We start from the raw sequence: 17,939 nt of genomic DNA, 5'->3' as shown, positions 1-17,939 counted from the left end.
GTGAAAGCCAAGCAAGAAATCACTCTTTTCGAGTATGACTGTTTAGTGAGTGAAGATGTGCTTAAAGATCAGACTACATCTTCACACGTTCAAGCTATCTCTATATCAGCTTATCAATATCTCAAGCAGCTTTGCTTAAGTAATGAGAATGAAAGAAATCTTCTTCAATTACGTCGTCGAAATGGTATGGAAGTTCTGCAAGTTCAAAACTATGCAGGAGTTATGTTTACGCCAGATAAAACGCAAATTGAAATCTTGCCTAAAATCGGAAAAGGCTTCACAGATGAAGGTAGTGACAACAACTATGATGACGCTTATGTGAAAGCTCGGCACACACTACTAGTAATGTTACGTGCGTTGAAAGGTTTCTCACATATTCAAACCTCGAATGCTAATATTACTCGCCAAAGAATGCCGTTGTTAGAGGTATTTATAGGCCAGTTCTTACAGTCGGTGAACACGCTCGTAAAACGTGGCTTAAGAAGCGACTATGTACGTAGGGAAGACAATTTAGGTTTCTTAAAGGGGAAGCTGAATGTAGGAAAACAAGTTAGGCATAACTCCATTAGTAAGCATAAATTTTACTGTGAGTACGATGAGTTCTTACTCGATCGTCCCGTAAACCGGTTAATGCATAGTGCTCTAAAACGAGTGAAAGGCTATACGCGGAGTGCAGAAAATCAGAAGTTGTTACAAGAGCTAGACTTTGTATTCAATGAAATACCAGAGAGTATGGACTACAGCGTTGATTTTTCGAAAGTCAGGCTTGATAGAGGGATGAGTTACTACCAAATACCTTTAGACTGGTGTCGACTAATCTTAGAAGGCTTTTCTCCACAAACGATGAAAGGTGGTGCTAACGCAGCTTCTCTTTTATTCCCTATGGAGAAGGTATTTGAAGACTACGTTGCTAAAGTTTTAAAAGAACAACTAGCGGTCAGTCATCCTAAGCTCAGTGTTAGTACACAAGTTACTGGTGAATACCTTGCCCGTTATGACGGTAGAAACAAATTCAGTTTACGCCCGGACTTGATCATTAAGGAAGGGAGCACCAATCAAGTCGTACTCGATACGAAGTGGAAGCTCCTCAATACCAAGTTAAGTAATTCAAATATCTCCCAATCGGATATTTACCAACTGTTTGCTTATGCAAAAAAATACCTTGCGGATGATGAAAGTGGACAGGATGTAGTGCTGATTTACCCTAGCCAAGATAACTTTGATGAAGCACTGCATTTCCCCTTTGAGTTGGGAGGTGGGCATCAGCTTTGGGTCGTACCATTCGATATATCAGAGAAGAAACATGCGGGCATCAGATGGCCACTAGATTTCAATTTTACCTCTAGAGCGGAAGTCTCTCAAAGGTCACCTAACTAATGTGGTTCCTTGAAGTCACAAAGGTATACATTTTCGCGAGTAATTATAAATAAGGCATACCAATGAGATTTCTTAAAATAAAAGAAGTCATGAAAAAGACTGCGTTAAGTAGATCCTCTATTTATCGCAAGATAAGTGAGGGCTCATTTCCTAAGCCCGCACCTATAGGAGAAAGAGCTGTTGCTTGGCTCGACAATGAAGTGGAAGAGTGGATGACAGAGTGTTTAAATCAGCGATGACTGACAGCTAATAAGTGCTCAAAGGTCATGAGTTATATGCAGTAACTCATACTCGATCTTATACACCCGCTGGTTAGTCACGACTAGATCGTACAGGCGACCTGTTGGTATCGTAACTCACATTTGGACAAAAGCTTGTTAGCGATTCTTCTAAATTAAAAAACCATTAATAATTACAAGTATCTCAAACCACTAAACTTAGAGCACTATCTCGCCAGTGCGTAGCCGTTAAGTATTAGAATCATCATTCAAACGGTACAGGCGAAGATTCACCTTTACCATCAAACAAAACAACCACTTCAGTTGTACTCGATGGGTTCATCACTACCCATCCATTTGGATCCGCATCTTCACTTGGTGAACAATCCATCCGGTAAGAATAACAGCCAACAGTAAACATAACTTGGATACGCTCTTCATCTACGATGACCTGCATTGAAGCTCGAGCAGGCTGATAGTCTTTATAATAGCTCTGCAAAGTGCGCATTTTCTTCTCAGCTAATTCAGCGTCAATCGGTGCATCAATACGGTAGTAGACCAGTTCATCATCATAACTCCAGCCTTTACGCCATGTCCCTTTGATATGTGCGGGGACGCCCATTTTTCCGATGTCGGCACTTGCTCCAGGATAGCCATTGACTGCTCCATAACCAAAGCCGGTCCAACCACCGCCTGTGGTTTGGATAGCGACATCACGGATCCCATAGAACCCACTAAGGCTTCCCGCATTACCAATGCTCGCCTTTATTAACGGCTGCTCTTCTTGACAACCACTCAAGGCGACCATTGCAATGAGGAGTGTCGTTATTACGTACTTAGGCATTGTCCCAAATTCTCCGCTCTGGTGTTTTTTCTGTTTTTTCATCGGTTGTGATGCTGTTTATAAGAGTTTCCCTGACCGTCTTATACGGGAGGTTAATCACCGTATCATGAGAGCGGTGGATATAGTTGTCAAAGATAAGCGTTGGTTGAAGCGTTGTTTTCCAATCTTCGCTGGTTAGCTCCCCCAATTGCTTGGTTGACATATTAGCCCATAGAGATTGGCAGAGCTCATCGTTCACATAGTCAGGAGTTAGGTTTTCAATATAATCTGGCTCGATCCATTTTACTCCTGCGTTTTGAGCTTGTTGCTTCATGCGCTCAAGGGCTAGCCCTGCTATCGCATTACTCACGGGTTTAAAGTGATAAAAATAGAGCGTGTTGTCTTTTTCTTTTACCTCACCGTAATGGCCAAACCGTTGTCGGCATGTCTTTTTCCATTCGGCATCTTTAACTTGGCGAGTGCGCTCTATCATAGCAACCTTATCTAGACTTCCCCCAGGGTATGCAAAATTAGCGTGCACGATATCAATGGTTTCTGATTTTATTTCGTTACGGTTGTAGGTACTGCTCACCGGAAAGCCCACATAGTCAGGGAGTCCCTCTTTCTCATATTGCTCAATTGAAGGGTAACCGCCTCCCACATCGGTATGGCATCCTGGGAAGTGTTCTTGGTGGAAATTATCGGGTAACCAATTATCACGACTCAGTGAAGTTAATGGAAAGTTTTTCCGATACTCATGTTCGGCAACCAACTGCAAGACCGTGGTGGCCATCGTCGGCTCTAGGCCCAGCTGAAAATTACCTTCATCGTTATTCCCCGCTAAGTAAAACGACCCTACGGTATCAAATAACCCCAAGAACCTTACACTGACGCCTTTCGTATCATCGCGTTCATAACCACCTTCTTCTGAAAACTTTTTGTTGCTTTCATTACCCAATAGATGAGGGTAAACCGTAACATCCGCCTGCTTGCCCGCAACTGGTCGATGGTAATCCGGTAATCCTTGGTACAGTGCATTAACAAAGTGACGAGATAATGCCGCACCTCGGCTAAAACCGATAACATCAAAAACGATATGGGTGATGTCATTATAAGAGCCGGATTGTTCCAATTCATCGATAGTGCGCTGCAACTGACTAAGCAAACTCTGCCATTTGTAAAACGCACCATTTTCACCGTCCACATAGTTGAGTAAGACTTTGCCGCTAATACCCGCAATAGCATCAGCAAAGCCTCCACCAAAGGCCTGCTGTGCACCCACCCCAAGCGCCTGCTCTGGTCCGGTTTCATCTTTTTCGGCATCGATGATGGCGGGGCGCTGACTGTCGTCTTCAATGTCGACGGTGCCGACACCGGACACATAAATTTTTGCTGATTCACCTTGAATTTGCGGATAAGCCGCAAACAAACGCGCCACATTGCTGCGTGACTTATTTCCACGCTGCTCTTTGTAAGCGTCATTCTTATCGTTGGCCCCCGTCCCATCAAAAAACACGCCGATACGAAAGAGTTTTTCAGGGCGAAGATTGATGACCGGAATACCTTTGGCAACGAGACTGGGACTATTGATGGCGACAATCTCTGTCCCATGTAATAAACGGCCAGGGTGTGGGTAATGGCAATTCAGTGGGGCATGATATCGTTCATTCGGGGTTTCCTTACCTTGTCCTACATCCACAAGTTCTGAAATATTCAACGCAAGTCCTTGCTCATTGAGCCACGCTGGATTCACCGAAGAAAACTCATCTTGTGTCAACTTACGAGGAAGATAGAGTAAGTGCTGGTTGTCCAACACCTGATTATCGACACGCCATTGAATCGGTATCGCACTTTGCCAAGCGGTAGGACGAAGCTCATCGCTAAGTGTGAGTTCATCCGAATAGGTCAGGCAGAACCGACAATTACCATTACCGATGATTTTGTACTCTTGAACGAGCTTGCCTTCACTAAAGTGGTAATAATACCCTTGAGTGGCAAGCCCTAGTCGTTCACCAAACTGTACAGCCGGCATCACTGCGAGGAAGGCTTCATTGAGTGCGTTCGTCCCTTTAGGTTTGGCTGAGACGTCAGGGATTGATAAGGGTACTGCAGAATCTCTCGATGACAATGCAAGCGTCCTTAGCGCATCCTCTTTTATGCTGGCCACCAATTGCGTGCTGTGCTCGTTTTCTTGCTCGCTCCAACGAGAATGCATCGGTGACGTACTCGTTTTAGCTAACGCCACATCCCATCCAACATGTGAACTAAAAGACGACTGAGAGCACGAGAGCTCAAAAGTGTATTCAAGATCCTGTCTTTGGTCTTCTTCTGTATTACTGACGGTGGTTTGGGTGCTTACGAGTTTAGGCTCTTGTTGTACCGGTGGGTAGTACGCACTTTTATAAGAAGAGGCAGGCACGGAGGATGCCGCGTTGACTGCCACCCACCTTTCTGATTTTAATTGAGATTTTAATGCGTTGAGGTAAGCATTCGGGCTTTTTTCCACAAAAGGAGCAAGTATTCGTTGCAACTCATCAGGTAGCGCATCATGAAATTTAGATATTGAACCGCTGTCAATCAAGTAGCTTGTTAGCTCATCGGCAGCGATAGACTGACCACCTTGCTTTTGATGAAACTCTACTACTTTTATATCCGATATACTCATGGCACTTATTCCTATACAAGTCCGACTAATTACTGGCGAATAAATAATCGTATCTTACTGAATAATATGGTGAGTGTGTGCCGTTCTTCCCTGTCATTATGACTGAATTACCAGATAGTCAGTATCAACTAATAAACCTGTTAGAGGAAATCCGTTAAATAATGTGCTAATTGGGTGATTGGTTATTTGCAGAAAGAAGGAATGGTCGGATAAGCGACACCTGTTACCAGGTGCCGCTCTCCTAAGAACCCAGCGTGCAACTTTCACTGCACTGGGCTCAAGCCTCCGCGAAGGCGTACTATGTACACCCACTTGCCAATAAGGCAGATTTTGCAATGCACATTTGAAGCTTCAATACTTACGACCAAAGCTATTCTGGTTAAAGAGTAGCGTTGATGTTCATTAGGAGAGGCACTAACTTTATATAAAGTCATCATTTGCGTTTCTCCTTTAATAAAGTTCCTCAAATCATCTTGCAACGGGAGACCCGCTGGAAGTAGGCTCACTTTCGTGCCAGACATAAGTCTGTATCTGCATCATTACAATACAGCATTAGCTTTCTCCAGCATCCTCTACCTGCACCACTATCGGCTTTCTTCGCAGAAAGCTTTCCCATGAAGGAATGATACAGGCTTACCGTGTTCCGTATGTCGCGTAATGTCAGGTTAGATGCCCACTCTGGTGCGGAGAGCTTAATGACCACGAAAGAGTACTGCCCAACTTCTTTCCCGCTCTCGTTGCCTTTTGGCCACAGCGTATTAACCACTTCCGCTGCTTCTCATGTGGCGCACCTTAAATGGATTCACATATGTTCATCATACTGACTCCCTAGCACTCACCCGATTTGTGGTTGTCAGGAGGAAGTTCTTCTCACGATTTACTTCCCGCCAAGTAGTTACTTGACTTCGTTACATTGTCTGGCTCGCTACTTTATTCAGAGCCATAGGGTCATCTGGTGATACAGATGGTTCACGCTTTCGTGGTGAACAACGCTTCATACGACTTCACGTCGCACGGGCAGATCTGAGCTAGCTGGCGCTTTTAGAGAAAAGTGCCACGAGTAAAACTTCAGTCTTATGAAGACTCTAGACAGAAATTAGTTTCGCAAATCAGAACATTAACATGTCATGAATTACGTGAAGTATGGAAAAGTCGCTTAACTTGGTGTCTAGCATTGGTGATGCGCATCACACGAAGTAAGCACACATTGTCTTTGACTTGATAATATTGTGATAATTAATATGAGATTTATTCCATATCTTGTATTTTTTATCATCACTATTTTTCCAATGTTGAGGTGTGCATGAGAAATCGTTCTATTTTTGGGTGGAAGCTAAGTGAGAGTAGAGTTGTTTCTGTTGTTGATCTAGAAAGTGGCACTCAGGATGACGTTGTTTGTCCTTGTTGTGGAGACTTCATGGTTGCCGCACATAGTAATAAAGGTATAGCTAGCTACTTACGTCATCAAAGTAACGCAGACTGTCTCTATTCGTATGAAACCCAGTGGCATTTTTGATTCTAGTGATTGCGAAATGGTAGGTGTGAAAAATGTCCGTCTAGAGGTCTATCGAGACGGAAGGATTCCAGATGTCGTTTGCCAGATCGGTAGGGAAGAGTATTACGTGGAAGTTACTAATACTCATGAAACCCCGCCAGATAAAATAATGGATTTTCGAAAGCAGGGCAGGAGTGCTATTGAGTTATTTCTAGTTGGATTGGACTCAGATTCGCTGCTGAACAGCTATGAAAATGTAAAAGTTCAGATAACAGCATTAAACCCGCTAAATCCATTCTGGGATTTTATTGAGCAGCAAGCCGCGATGAGTATCAGCAAAGAAAGAAGTATGTTGTTGAGAAAGATAGCAAGGCATCGCAAACAAGTTCAAAGAATTACTGAAAACATTTCTGAGCGTGAGGAACAAGCTAAGGAAAGGGTTGACCGAATAAAACAAAGGGTTGGAAAGTGGCAAGAAAAAGAGCGGGAGCAAAAAGAGCTCTATAAGCAGATAAAGTCCCTAGCGAATGACCTTCAAGTTGTGGTACTGCGGCTTGAAGAAGAGAAGTCATCTTTAAATCAAGAATTAGAACAACTCAAGCAAGCCATCTATCTCAACAAGTTAGAGGCGGGAAGAATTATTAACAATGCGAGAGTTGAAGCAGAACAACAACGTGAAAAGGTCAGAGTAGAAGTTAGAGATGATGTTCTAGCTGAGTTAGCTTCGGAAATAGAAGATACTAGAAAGAATGCTCAAATGATTACCGATAATGCTCTAAAGCAAGAGTTATCAATGATTGAAAGCGCTCAAACAACAGCGCAACAAATATTGGATGGAGCACATTACAAAATCACGAGTGAGCTTGAAGCTGCACTTGATAGAAAAGGTGTATCAAATGAAGCGTTGACCGAGTTAGAAAACCGTGTCAAATGGCTAAAACAAGAAACGGAGAGTCTAGAGGAAAAGAAAGCTGAGTTAGAGAGTGGTGTTAATTTAGATAGACTTTGGAGTAAACAACAAGACTTGCAGAGAGCGATTAGTAAGGAAGTAAACCGCTTGAATGACTTTAAAGAAGTCGGTGATAAGTATGTCAAAATCATTAACAGTATTGCTCTAGATTTCAAACAGCTAGATACGGCAGAGTATGCCTCTCTCTTGCCTGAACGTATTCAAAAGAAAATAAAAGTTAATCGAATGATCTTAGAGATGCAAAACTCAATCGAATACGAGCCGCTGTAACTGACATTCGAGCATTTTCGAGCTAGAAAATACCACATGTTAAAATTCAGATTATGACGTTTTTGGACAAAGCCTTGTCCGTGAGTTTACCAATTTAGCTAACGTAAAATTAACTAAGGTATGAGAAAGACGCCCATCTTCGAAGCTTTGTATGAATATTCTGTAAGCGTGTCATGAACACCGCATTCTAATCTTTCAGCACGAAGAATAAGATCATCTCTCCAACCCAAAGGAGAGTTGAAATGGCAAAACGACGTACCAACCTAGAATGGCAATCACTGTTTGAGCAATATGAAAGCAGCAGTGTTACCCAACGCGCTTTTTGTGAAGAGCATGGACTGAGTTTATCCACGTTCTTCGCCAAACGGCGTCAACTCCAAACAGCAAACCAATCGGAATCTGTCGGATTTGTTAGAGCCGAAATCGTTGAAAAGACAACCAAGTATCAGGCCCAGATAGCTACGGCGAACATGACACTTCTCATCAATGATGTGGAGCTGAGCATTCCTCAAGGCACGCCAGCCACCTATCTTGCTGAACTCATTGGAGCGTTGTCATGAAAGGTATGCTCAGCGCTCCAGACATTTACCTTTATCGTGAAAGCGTCGATTTTAGAAAGTCCATCAACGGCCTTGCAGCGATTATCGAAAATGATACTGACTTGCCTCTTGGCAGCGGTGCGCTGTTCCTGTTTACCAATAAACAGCGCGATAAGATTAAAGTGTTGTACTGGGATAAAACAGGCTTCGCCCTCTGGTATAAACGCCTTGAAAAAGCCAAGTATAAGTGGCCTTCAAAAGAGAAAAATCAGGTGTTTACCCTCACTCAATTTGAGCTTGACAGACTGCTTTCAGGCTTCACAATTATCGGCCACGAACCCATCAAAATAAACGATTTTACAATGAGTTAATCGAGAATAAAGCCTTATTCTCCAAGCGTTAACGGCACGATTTTAGTATAATCAATGCTATGAAAAAGACGCCAAATATCGACCCAGAAAGCCAAGATGTTGCCGAGCTACAAGCGATGGTAGCTGCTCTGATGTCGGAGAAAAATGAGTGGAAACAAGAGCGCCAATCGCTGCTTGAACAACTCAAACTCGCCTTCGACCGTCAGTTCGCGAAACGCTCGGAGGCATTAAAGCCTTACGATGAATCACAAGGTGACCTCTTCAACGAAGCGGAATGTGAAGCCGTTAAAGAAGACGAGGTTGAGGTGACAACCACGACCACAACGAAAAAGCGCGGTAAACGTAAACCTCTGCCTAAGACCTTGCCTCGTGAGGTTATCGAACTTGATATAGACGACCATGAAAAGCAGTGCGCTTGCTGCAATCATAGCCTGCATAAAATCGGGGAAGACCGCAGCGAGAAGCTAGAGTTCACGCCAGCGGTACTCAAAGTGTTGGAATATGTTCGTCCTAAGTACGCTTGCCGCCAGTGCGAGAAAACAGGCGACAGCAGCCGAATCGTTCAGAAGCTATCCCCTCAGAGCCTCATCCCTAAAAGCTTCGCCACAGAAAGTTTGCTGACCAACATCATTCTTGGAAAATACCAATACGCGATGCCACTTTACCGTCAAGAATCGCTGTTTACCCAGTCGGGTATCGAGCTATCACGTACCACCATGGCTAGGTGGGTCATCCAAGTCAGTGAGAAGTTCGCCCCGCTGTATGCGGCCTTGAAGGAGAACCTGCTTCAACAAGTGGTGGTTCAGGCGGATGAAACGCCGCTCAATGTGCTCAAAGAAGAGAAGAAGTGTTATATGTGGCTCTACTGCTCAGGCGCTGACTCACCCGAATCGGCACTGCGAATGTGAAAAATATTGCCTTGTACAACTATCAAAACAGTCGCGCGAGGGCGTGTCCCGTGGACTTTTTAGGTGACTACAACGGTTATCTACAAACCGATGGCTACGCGGCTTATGATGGACTTCATCACGTCACCAAGGTAGGGTGCTTAGCGCATGCTCGTCGCAAGTTCATGGATGCGAAGAAGCTTCAAGGGAAAGGTAAATCAGGCAAGGCTGATAAGGCGCTGGCTAAAATCCAAAAACTCTACGGGATAGAATCACGCTTAAAAGGTGCGCCTGCCGAAGAGCGAAAAGCAGAGCGTCAAGCGCTTGCCAAGCCGATACTGGATGAGCTTTACCAATGGATGACGACCCAGAAGGTGATTGGCTCTAGCCCACTAGGCAAAGCGATAAAATATACGCTTGGGCAGTGGTCAAAGCTTATTCGTTATATCGACGATGGTCACTTATCTATTGATAATAATCGCGCTGAACGCGCAATTAAACCACTGGTCATTGGCAGGAAGAACTGGCTGTTCTCTAACACACCAAACGGTGCTGATGCGAGCGCGATGCTTTACAGCATCATCGAGACCGCGAAAGCCAACGGTCTTATCCTCTACGACTACATGGTCAAGTGCATGAAAGAGCTGGCGAAAGCTGAGCCTGATATCGACGCACTCCTGCCTTGGAACTTCAAACACTGACAAGTCGCCCCGTGGGTTCATGGGGCGGATACTGTTATCTCGTTCTTTATGAACAATCAAAAAAGTCCACTGAATGTGGGCTTTGATGTAGATCTTGTCGTCTTCTAAGCTAAGCTCGAATGATCATTTGCTCGCGCTCAGGACCTACCGATACCATCACGATTGGCACACCCATCAGCTCTTCGATACGAGTAACGTAATCTTGCGCTGCTTGAGGAAGGCTCTCAAACGTGCGGCAACCCGTGATGTCTTCATCCCAGCCAGCCATATCTTCATATACGGGCTTTAGCTCAGCCGTTTGTGGCCAAATCGGGTTCTCAGTATGTTCACCTGAGTAAGCGGTACAGATTTTAAGTTCAGACAAACCAGACAGGCAATCGATCTTAGTCAGTGCTATTTCCGTTGCAGCTTGTAGGTCAACACCGTTGCGAGTTGCCACTGCATCAAAGTAACCCATGTCACGTGGGCGGCCTGTTGTTGCGCCGTATTCGTTAGAGCTTTCGCGGAAGCTGTCTTGTTCTTCCATTGCAGTTACTAGCGTGCCAGTACCAACAGACGAGCTGAATGATTTAGCAACAGCGATAACACGTTCAGGACGAAGTGCAGGTAAACCGCTACCAATGCCAGCATAAGCTGCGGTTACATTCGAAGATGTTGTCCAAGGGTATTCACCGTAGACAAGGTCGCGACCTGCGCCTAACTGAGCTTCAAACAGTAGGTTTGCGTCTTGTGATTGCAGCGCTTTAAGCGGCTCAGTTACGTTGCAGATGAACGGGCGCCACGCTTTAGTTACTTCAAGTAGCCATTCTGTCATTTCAGAAGCAGTCTGGGAGAAGTCACATTGAGGGTAGAGCGCTTTAAGCTGAGGCATCTTCCAATCAAGTAGGAATTGAATACGCTGCTCTAAAATTTCAGGTTGATTCAGCCAACCGACAAGAATGCCTTTCTTCATTACACGATCGCCGTACGCTGGTGCAATGCCTTGACGTGTAGAGCCGTAAGCGCCATCGCCCAAACGCTCTTCTTCAAGCGTATCTTCAAGAGCATGTAAAGGGAGACACAGTGTCGCACGATCTGAGATCGCCATTTTCACTTTGATGCCAGCCTCTTGAACTTCTGCAATCTCTTCAGTTAGCGCAGCAGGGCTGATCACCATGCCAGGGCCAAGAACCGCCGTACAATTAGGATTAAAAATACCACTAGGTAGTTGGTGCAGTTTGAATGTACCGAAGTCATTTACCACAGTATGACCTGCATTGTTTCCGCCTTGGAAACGAATGCTAGCAGAAGCTTGGTCTGCTAAAAAATCGACGATGCGGCCTTTGCCTTCATCACCCCAGTTTGCGCCCACAACAACGATAGATGGCATAATTTTTCTCCTAACTGATTGAGGAATCATGTTAGGCCTACAAGGTGGATAAGAGAAATTAATTATCTTTATTATCTTGATAAGGATTTCATATATCCTTAAAGTCTTAAGCTACAAACGAGATTCCCTATCACGTTCGTTCCTCACTGTAGGGAATGACGATGGGGCATTCTTTACTTTTAGGGAATGATATTAGTGACACGAGAGAGAGGACATGATGCTCGATATTAATTTGTTGAAGACGTTTGTGACGCTTGCGGAGTACAAGCATTTTGGGAAAGCGGCCAATGCACTGCACATGACACAACCCAATGTGAGTTTGCACCTAAAACAACTGGAACAACAAACACGCATAAAGTTGATAGAGAGAAGCCCTTTTCAATTGACTCAAGCGGGTGAACGGCTATTGGAAACAAGCCAAAGAACGCTACTCGAACTGCAGATTTGTCAGGCCGATCTCAATGCCATTAACGACCTTAAAATAGGGACGTTAACCATTGCCGTAAGTGACATCATTTCTCGATTTTTGCTAATTCGTCCGTTCCAGAAGTTCAAAGCGCAGTATCCCGGTATTGACCTTACGCTCTTGAATACCACGTCATCTCAGGCATCGAATTTAGTTAAAAATGCTCAAGCGGATATTGGTTTTGTTATCGCCAAAGAGCAGCACAACGAGTCTTTGTATTTCACTAAGCTGCAAGAGCTTTCTTGGTGTGCGCTTGGCGATGGGTTTGATATCCGAGACTCTGATGCAGAGCTCACTTTGATTCTACTAGGTCATGATACGAGAACGCGTGACTTTATTGATGAAGGTTTACCAAGCCTTAATCTACCTAATTATAGGGTGATGGAAGTAGGGAGTGTCGATGCTCAAATCGACTGGGCAGAAGCGGGATTTGGTGTGGCTATTGTCCCGGAGTTTGCGGTATCAACCAAGCAGCACCTGCATTCGAAAGTGACACCATTGACCAACTTCTCGAGCACCAGTCTTGGTTATATTGTTCGGCAAAACCAAGTCTTGTCGAAAGCAACCAAGCAGCTGTTAGGTTGGGTGAATGATGAGATTATTTCATTGCAAAACAAATAAATACAATCATTGAGTTTGACTCAATCAGCCCACCTCGAGTGGGCTTTTTTGTCCCTGGAAAGCCTCGTTTTTACTGAATCAATAATCTTTGGAACAAACTAGCGCTCACCATCAACTATTCGTCCCGCAAATCAGAGTTTCAAAATTCATCGTTGACAAAGTTTGATAATCAAACTAAATTTCAAATTATTACTTTGATTGTCAAATTACTTGTCAATCAAAGGGCTTTTATTTGCAACGATCATCTAACCACAAACACAAGCTAAGGACGCCATTTTGAGTTTTCCAACACGTCACCAACACAACTTTTCTTCACATAACAGTCAAGGTGAGAAACGCACGTTCTATGTCCTGTTATTGACCGTCGTTACCATGGTTGTCGAAATTGTTGCAGGTACTATTTACGGCTCGATGGCATTGCTTGCCGATGGTTGGCACATGGGGACGCACGCCGCAGCGTTTGGTATCACCTTATTTGCATACCGTTATGCGAAGAAACATGCCGAGAGCGAACGTTTCTCTTTCGGTACTGGCAAAGTCAGCGTGTTAGGGGGCTACACCAGCGCGATTGCATTGGGGATTGTGGCATTGTTGATGCTGGTGGAATCAGTACATCGTTTGTTTAACCCACAAGCGATTCAGTTCAATGAAGCGATCATCGTTGCTTGTATTGGTTTAACTGTGAATGTGGTGAGTATGTTTTTACTTGGCGATCACCATCATGATCACGGACACGAGCATGGCCACAATCATAGTAAGAATCACGGTCATTCACATAGCCATGAGCACGACAGCGACCATGGTCATAAACATGGCGAGCATCACGGACACCATCATGATCACAACCTACGCGCAGCCTACATGCATGTGTTGGCGGATACTCTAACTTCGCTGCTTGCGATTGTTGCGCTGCTATTTGGTAAGTTTTACGGTTGGAACTGGTTAGATGCAGCAATGGGAATGGTTGGCGCATTCGTGATTGCTAAGTGGACGATGAACCTTATGAAACAAACCAGCCCAATCCTGCTGGATGAGAATATCGACCAAGATTATCGTGACTCAGTGACCAAAACCTTAACGCCTTATGCGTCGGTCACCGATTTCCATATGTGGAAGGTGAGTGGGCATCACTATTCAGCAGCGATTACTCTTGAATCAAACAGTGATAAAACCGTCTCTGAATATAAACAAATGCTCGCCAAGTTTGATAAGATTAATCATCTTACTCTTGAAGTGCATTCAAACGACCATGCGAAATATAGAACAGCTTAACCAAATACTGACTGAGTTCTACGATAAAATGTCTTCGTGGGAGCAGTCTGTTGTCAAAGAGACGGGTTATTCCCTGGCTCAAGTACACACCATTGAAGTACTTGGTATGCATGGTGCGTTAAGAATGAAAGAGCTCGCTGAAAAGTTGGGTATTACCACGGGTACACTTACTGTTCAAATAGAAAAGTTGGTTAAAGCTGAATTGATTGAGCGCCATGAACACCCAACAGATCGTCGTGCGATTGTGGTTGCCTTGACGGATGAAGGGCAGAAGATACACGTTCACCACAATCAGCTTCACTTGAATTTGGTTAATGAGCTGACGCAAGATATCGAAGAAGACGAGAAAGCGGTGTTATTGAAGTGCCTAACCAAGATGGTAAAAGCGTTTTAGCCACCCTTGAATTCGCACCTAACTCTTTAGCTGCAAAGCGATTGACTAGAAAATCAAAAGATGGACCTGACTCGAATTGAGTAGGTCCATTTTTTTCGCCGTTTACGCTCTACTGTACAATCATCAATAGACGGATTCACTGTTTAAAAACCAAGTCAAAACCTCCAATATTGCGCTTCGTTCGTGCTCTTCTGGAGAGCCAAAAAAATGTCATCATAAATAATGCATCCAAATGTGCGTCAAAGTCTTTTAATTCAATGCCTTGTATACCATGACATTCAAGCCATTTATGTTCCGTCAAATAGCTGTCTCTCACTTTTATCATTCAACTAATGTACATGTATTCAATTTGTGTTATTGATGCTTTTATCTTTAGTGAAAAGATTCATTCTCTGTTTGAATACCATTGAGAATGTCACTGCTGGTGGGCTGAACAGTCGCTAGATTTAGTGCTCATTACTGATACAAAAAATATAACAATAACCAGGTCGCGCAAGTTGGATATCCATTCTTTGATGCGATTTATTTAGATACTCATAGTTAATTTAGTAAAGACGAGCCACGTATATGAATATAAAGAAAAAGCTCTATTCGTTGGGGATGTTCTCCATCTTCGGCATGATTTCACTGCTGTTTACCACATCACAATTTGCAGACACCACCGCTCAAATGAGCGAAGCCAAACAAATTACCAAAGAGGTTGAAGTGCGTTTGCTCAACCTTCGCCGTAACGAGAAAGATTTTTTACTGCGTAGCGATATGAAATACCTCGACAAGTTCGACGTAAACTACAAAAAATTCTTAGCGTCTGAATCTGAGCTAGATACAGTGCTCAGTGATTTAGGTTTAGCCAACAGCACACACCTACGTGAAGACATCGAAACTTACCACACCAGCTTTGTTAACTTAGTTAAAGCGAGCGAAGTCTATGGGCTATCACGTGACAAAGGTATGCTAGGCGAGTTTCATGTTTTGCTCGATAACATCAGCGCGACAGCCAGTGCGGAACAAAAAATCGAGCTTTACCTGTTCAATGACTTAATTGAGAAGGGGGAGTTTGACCCGAGTGTTCTTTCTATAACTTCAAATATGAGTAGCTCAGCGGCTTTGATAGACGCTGCTCGCCAAGTGGTTGAGCAAAAGCGCGTGATCGGTTTGAAGCATAACGAAGGCCTGCTAGGCGAAGCGCGTTCTGGTTCGCACGTTATCGAGACTCAGTTTAAAGAATTCTCGGCGGTGCTAGACCAACAAACGCAGCAAGAGATGGACAAACTATCGCTGATCAACAACATCCTTTGCGTCACACTACTTGTGTCGATCATTCTGTTCAGCTGGTTAATCGTCCGTTCTATCATTGGCAAAATTGAGTCACTGCTTTCGGTTATCCGTAATATCGTTAACTCAAACGACGTGTCTATTCGCTCTCACCTAGATGGTAAAGACGAACTCAGCACGCTAGGCCAATACTTCAACCAACTGTTGGATCAACTGGAAGGGCTTATCGCTGCCTCTCAATCTAAGTCACTGCAACTGACACAAAGCACATCGAACATGCATGATGAGCTAGAGTCAGTAATCAAACAGTTTGAAGTTCAAGCAAATCACACATCTACAATGACAACGTCAGTTCAAGAGATGGTACTCACCATTGGCGAGATCTCTGAAAGCACATCGGTTGCCGCTGAAGGTGTACATCAAGCGAAAGTGAATGCCGATAAAGGCCGTGAAGTGGTGGTTGAAACCATCAGCAACATCACCCAGTTGTCTGAACGTCTTTCAAGCAGCCAAGATTCGATCAGTTCACTGAACCATCATGTTGACCAGATCGGCGATGCAGTAAACATCATCCAAGGCATTGCAGAACAAACTAACCTATTGGCATTGAACGCAGCAATTGAAGCAGCACGTGCGGGTGAACAAGGTCGTGGCTTTGCGGTAGTTGCCGATGAAGTACGCGCACTAGCAAGCAGAACGCATCAATCGACCACAGAGATAACTTCCGTGGTGAGTGCAATTCAAAGCCAGATGCAGGCGTCGATGACAGAGATTGGCGAGTGTAATCAACAAGGTCAACTAACGCTGAAAGATTCGGAAGAGCTGGATGCGAGCTTGCAACTTATCTTGAGCGACATGGAAAGCATCCAAGGTAATTCAGAACGTATTGCTTCAGCGATTGAAGAGCAGGGCGCAGTAATGGCGCAAGTGAGTGACTCAATTACTGAGCTGAACACTATCTCGAACGACAATAACGCTTCGGCGCAGCATTGCTTAGTTGAAGTGGACAAGGTAGCAGAGCAAGCGAACGATATGGACCAAGCGGTCGCGCAGTTCAAGACTTCATAAACAACATAGAACTTACTAAAACAAAAGGCGTGGATCATCTACGCCTTTTTTGTGCCTGAAATTCAAATAGATAAATGACGAGAATAAAAAAACGGCCCGATCTGGGGGAAGATCTGGGCCGTTATATTACGTATTAAAGGGGGGACTACTTATTTCGGCCTTCCAGCACATCTAGTGCCAGTTCAACCGCTTTATCAATATTGTCGCATCCCGCTAACTTACCTGAGCTGATAGGACCAAGCACATTAGCGTATAACGAGAGCTGCTTGTTAAATGGCAGGCTCAACTGCTCATATAAACGCTGGCGAATCTCGGCATGTTGCTCAGGAGCGTGAGCAGCAAGGCTTTTCAAAGTGTCATAAACAAGAGTGGTGGTAGTGTTCATTCGTCTCTTTATCTTTGAGTGGGGGATTTCTATTTTAATATCATTTGGGTACAAGTTGCTGTGATATATGTCATACAATAAGTCAAATAAACTTAGGGTGAGCATTTTGGTCTTAACTGACAAGTGAGAAATCATCAATGATTTTTAACGCACCTGAAAAATCATTGTTTATGTTGAAAGAATGTTGAAATGCAATGACTTCACAACCACTAGCTAAACCAGCCTGAAGTCCTGGAGCCGAGTCTTCAAAGATAATGGTTTTACTTGCGGTTACATTTAATCTAGATAGCGCCAACAAATAAGCTTCCGGATCTGGCTTGTGCATTGAAACATGCTCTTTAGCGATGACAAGATCAAACAAGTGCTCAAGTTTACAAGCTTCCAGTATTTGGTTAGCCATCCACTGTTGCGCAGAAGTTACAACCGCACATCGCTTCCCAGAAGATTTTAGTTGCTGTAGGAGGCCAACGACACCTTTATTGATAGATAATCTTTGTGAAAGGAGTAATTGATAATGTTCCTTAAATTTATCGTTAAACTCTTGTCTCTCTGGTTCGATTTCTCCAACTTTGAAAAAATACTGAACGACATTTTCCCATTTCATACCCATTACATTTTGATAAATACGGTGGTCAACGATGGAACCATAGTCTTTACAGGTCAGCGCTAATGCTTGGCCTTTGAGCGGCTCGGAGTTTACTAATGTTCCATCCATATCAAAGATAAAGGCGTCGTAATAAAGTTTTATTGGTTCCATTTCAATACGTTAACTC

15 protein-coding genes and 1 pseudogene are annotated in these 17,939 nt (G+C 43.9%); 10 read left to right on the top strand and 6 right to left on the bottom strand.

All coding sequences use genetic code 11. The features are described from left to right. Both AB6D06_RS13530 and AB6D06_RS13525 read left to right on the top strand, forming a co-directional pair. Window positions 1-1,377 carry an McrC family protein gene (locus AB6D06_RS13530; protein WP_372110494.1) on the top strand — a complete coding sequence of 459 codons (1,377 nt, stop codon included), beginning with the start codon at window positions 1-3 and terminating at the stop codon, window positions 1,375-1,377. A gap of 62 nt (window positions 1,378-1,439) precedes the next feature. Then, entirely contained in the window at window positions 1,440-1,616 is a 177-nt protein-coding gene (locus tag AB6D06_RS13525) for an AlpA family transcriptional regulator (RefSeq protein ID WP_371714996.1), read from the top strand. A 244-nt stretch (window positions 1,617-1,860) separates the two neighbouring features. Here the strand turns inward: AB6D06_RS13525 and AB6D06_RS13520 are convergent, their stop codons facing one another. The 3 genes from AB6D06_RS13520 to AB6D06_RS13510 all read right to left on the bottom strand — a co-directional run bounded on the left by AB6D06_RS13520 (window position 1,861) and on the right by AB6D06_RS13510 (window position 5,849). Continuing rightward, window positions 1,861-2,439 (bottom strand): hypothetical protein, encoded by a 579-nt coding sequence (locus AB6D06_RS13520; protein WP_372110491.1) that lies wholly within the window; start codon window positions 2,437-2,439, stop codon window positions 1,861-1,863. Next, window positions 2,432-5,083, bottom strand: coding sequence for a DUF2235 domain-containing protein (locus tag AB6D06_RS13515; protein ID WP_372110488.1), 2,652 nt, complete (start codon window positions 5,081-5,083; stop codon window positions 2,432-2,434). The genes AB6D06_RS13520 and AB6D06_RS13515 overlap by 8 nt, the downstream gene beginning before the upstream one ends. 502 nt (window positions 5,084-5,585) lie before the next feature. After that, a complete protein-coding gene (locus AB6D06_RS13510; RefSeq protein ID WP_102488805.1) occupies window positions 5,586-5,849 on the bottom strand; it encodes a hypothetical protein in 264 nt (87 codons plus the stop codon). Between the two features lie 856 nt (window positions 5,850-6,705). On the opposite strand from AB6D06_RS13510, the gene AB6D06_RS13505 reads away from it, so the two are divergent. The 4 genes and pseudogenes from AB6D06_RS13505 (at window position 6,706) to tnpC (ending at window position 10,316) form a co-directional block, all read left to right on the top strand. Beyond that, window positions 6,706-7,818, top strand: a complete 1,113-nt coding sequence (locus tag AB6D06_RS13505) for a hypothetical protein (protein WP_372110485.1) — start codon at window positions 6,706-6,708, stop codon at window positions 7,816-7,818. Window positions 7,819-8,060: 242 nt separating this feature from the next. Then, the gene (tnpA, locus tag AB6D06_RS13500; RefSeq protein WP_017037717.1) at window positions 8,061-8,378 is read left to right on the top strand and encodes an IS66 family insertion sequence element accessory protein TnpA; all 318 of its coding nucleotides are present in this window, start codon (window positions 8,061-8,063) and stop codon (window positions 8,376-8,378) included. Continuing rightward, entirely contained in the window at window positions 8,375-8,728 is a 354-nt protein-coding gene (tnpB, locus tag AB6D06_RS13495) for an IS66 family insertion sequence element accessory protein TnpB (RefSeq protein ID WP_017037716.1), read from the top strand. The genes tnpA and tnpB overlap by 4 nt, the downstream gene beginning before the upstream one ends. Window positions 8,729-8,787: 59 nt before the next feature. Beyond that, window positions 8,788-10,316: pseudogene (tnpC, locus tag AB6D06_RS13490) on the top strand (IS66 family transposase). 109 nt (window positions 10,317-10,425) lie between these two features. Here tnpC and AB6D06_RS13485 read toward each other — a convergent pair. After that, the gene (locus AB6D06_RS13485) at window positions 10,426-11,685 is read right to left on the bottom strand and encodes an adenylosuccinate synthase (RefSeq protein WP_017059182.1); all 1,260 of its coding nucleotides are present in this window, start codon (window positions 11,683-11,685) and stop codon (window positions 10,426-10,428) included. 214 nt (window positions 11,686-11,899) lie between these two features. On the opposite strand from AB6D06_RS13485, the gene AB6D06_RS13480 reads away from it, so the two are divergent. From AB6D06_RS13480 to AB6D06_RS13465, 4 genes are all read left to right on the top strand, one after another. Next, complete coding sequence (locus AB6D06_RS13480) at window positions 11,900-12,772, top strand: LysR family transcriptional regulator (protein ID WP_017059183.1); 873 nt, start codon at window positions 11,900-11,902, stop codon at window positions 12,770-12,772. A gap of 276 nt (window positions 12,773-13,048) precedes the next feature. Then, window positions 13,049-14,044: a CDF family Co(II)/Ni(II) efflux transporter DmeF gene (gene dmeF / locus AB6D06_RS13475; protein WP_017059184.1), complete on the top strand. Its 996-nt coding sequence runs from the start codon at window positions 13,049-13,051 to the stop codon at window positions 14,042-14,044. Further along, a complete protein-coding gene (locus AB6D06_RS13470) occupies window positions 14,022-14,438 on the top strand; it encodes a MarR family winged helix-turn-helix transcriptional regulator (RefSeq protein WP_017059185.1) in 417 nt (138 codons plus the stop codon). The genes dmeF and AB6D06_RS13470 overlap by 23 nt, the downstream gene beginning before the upstream one ends. A 618-nt stretch (window positions 14,439-15,056) precedes the next feature. Continuing rightward, window positions 15,057-16,781: a methyl-accepting chemotaxis protein gene (locus tag AB6D06_RS13465; protein WP_372110547.1), complete on the top strand. Its 1,725-nt coding sequence runs from the start codon at window positions 15,057-15,059 to the stop codon at window positions 16,779-16,781. Between the two features lie 145 nt (window positions 16,782-16,926). Here AB6D06_RS13465 and AB6D06_RS13460 read toward each other — a convergent pair whose 3' ends face one another. Next, window positions 16,927-17,166 carry a PAS factor family protein gene (locus AB6D06_RS13460; RefSeq protein WP_004733935.1) on the bottom strand — a complete coding sequence of 80 codons (240 nt, stop codon included), beginning with the start codon at window positions 17,164-17,166 and terminating at the stop codon, window positions 16,927-16,929. A gap of 112 nt (window positions 17,167-17,278) precedes the next feature. Continuing rightward, entirely contained in the window at window positions 17,279-17,923 is a 645-nt protein-coding gene (locus AB6D06_RS13455; RefSeq protein WP_065583616.1) for an HAD family phosphatase, read from the bottom strand. Between the last annotated feature and the right edge of the window lie 16 nt (window positions 17,924-17,939).

The sequence above is a fragment of the Vibrio sp. 10N.239.311.G01 genome (genome assembly GCF_041465805.1).
GTDB lineage: Bacteria > Pseudomonadota > Gammaproteobacteria > Enterobacterales > Vibrionaceae > Vibrio > Vibrio crassostreae_C.
The sequence above is the reverse complement of the archived record's forward strand: the minus strand, read 5'-3'. Positions and strand labels throughout refer to the sequence as shown.

Coding starts and splice junctions, on each gene's coding strand:
- AB6D06_RS13525 (WP_371714996.1), top strand. CDS start 1,440: ATGAGATTTCTTAAAATAAAAGAAGTCATGAAAAAGACTGCGTTAAGT.
- AB6D06_RS13520 (WP_372110491.1), bottom strand. CDS start 2,439: ATGCCTAAGTACGTAATAACGACACTCCTCATTGCAATGGTCGCCTTG.
- AB6D06_RS13515 (WP_372110488.1), bottom strand. CDS start 5,083: ATGAGTATATCGGATATAAAAGTAGTAGAGTTTCATCAAAAGCAAGGT.
- tnpA (WP_017037717.1), top strand. CDS start 8,061: ATGGCAAAACGACGTACCAACCTAGAATGGCAATCACTGTTTGAGCAA.
- tnpB (WP_017037716.1), top strand. CDS start 8,375: ATGAAAGGTATGCTCAGCGCTCCAGACATTTACCTTTATCGTGAAAGC.
- AB6D06_RS13485 (WP_017059182.1), bottom strand. CDS start 11,685: ATGCCATCTATCGTTGTTGTGGGCGCAAACTGGGGTGATGAAGGCAAA.
- AB6D06_RS13480 (WP_017059183.1), top strand. CDS start 11,900: ATGATGCTCGATATTAATTTGTTGAAGACGTTTGTGACGCTTGCGGAG.
- AB6D06_RS13470 (WP_017059185.1), top strand. CDS start 14,022: ATGCGAAATATAGAACAGCTTAACCAAATACTGACTGAGTTCTACGAT.
- AB6D06_RS13465 (WP_372110547.1), top strand. CDS start 15,057: ATGATTTCACTGCTGTTTACCACATCACAATTTGCAGACACCACCGCT.
- AB6D06_RS13460 (WP_004733935.1), bottom strand. CDS start 17,166: ATGAACACTACCACCACTCTTGTTTATGACACTTTGAAAAGCCTTGCT.
- AB6D06_RS13455 (WP_065583616.1), bottom strand. CDS start 17,923: ATGGAACCAATAAAACTTTATTACGACGCCTTTATCTTTGATATGGAT.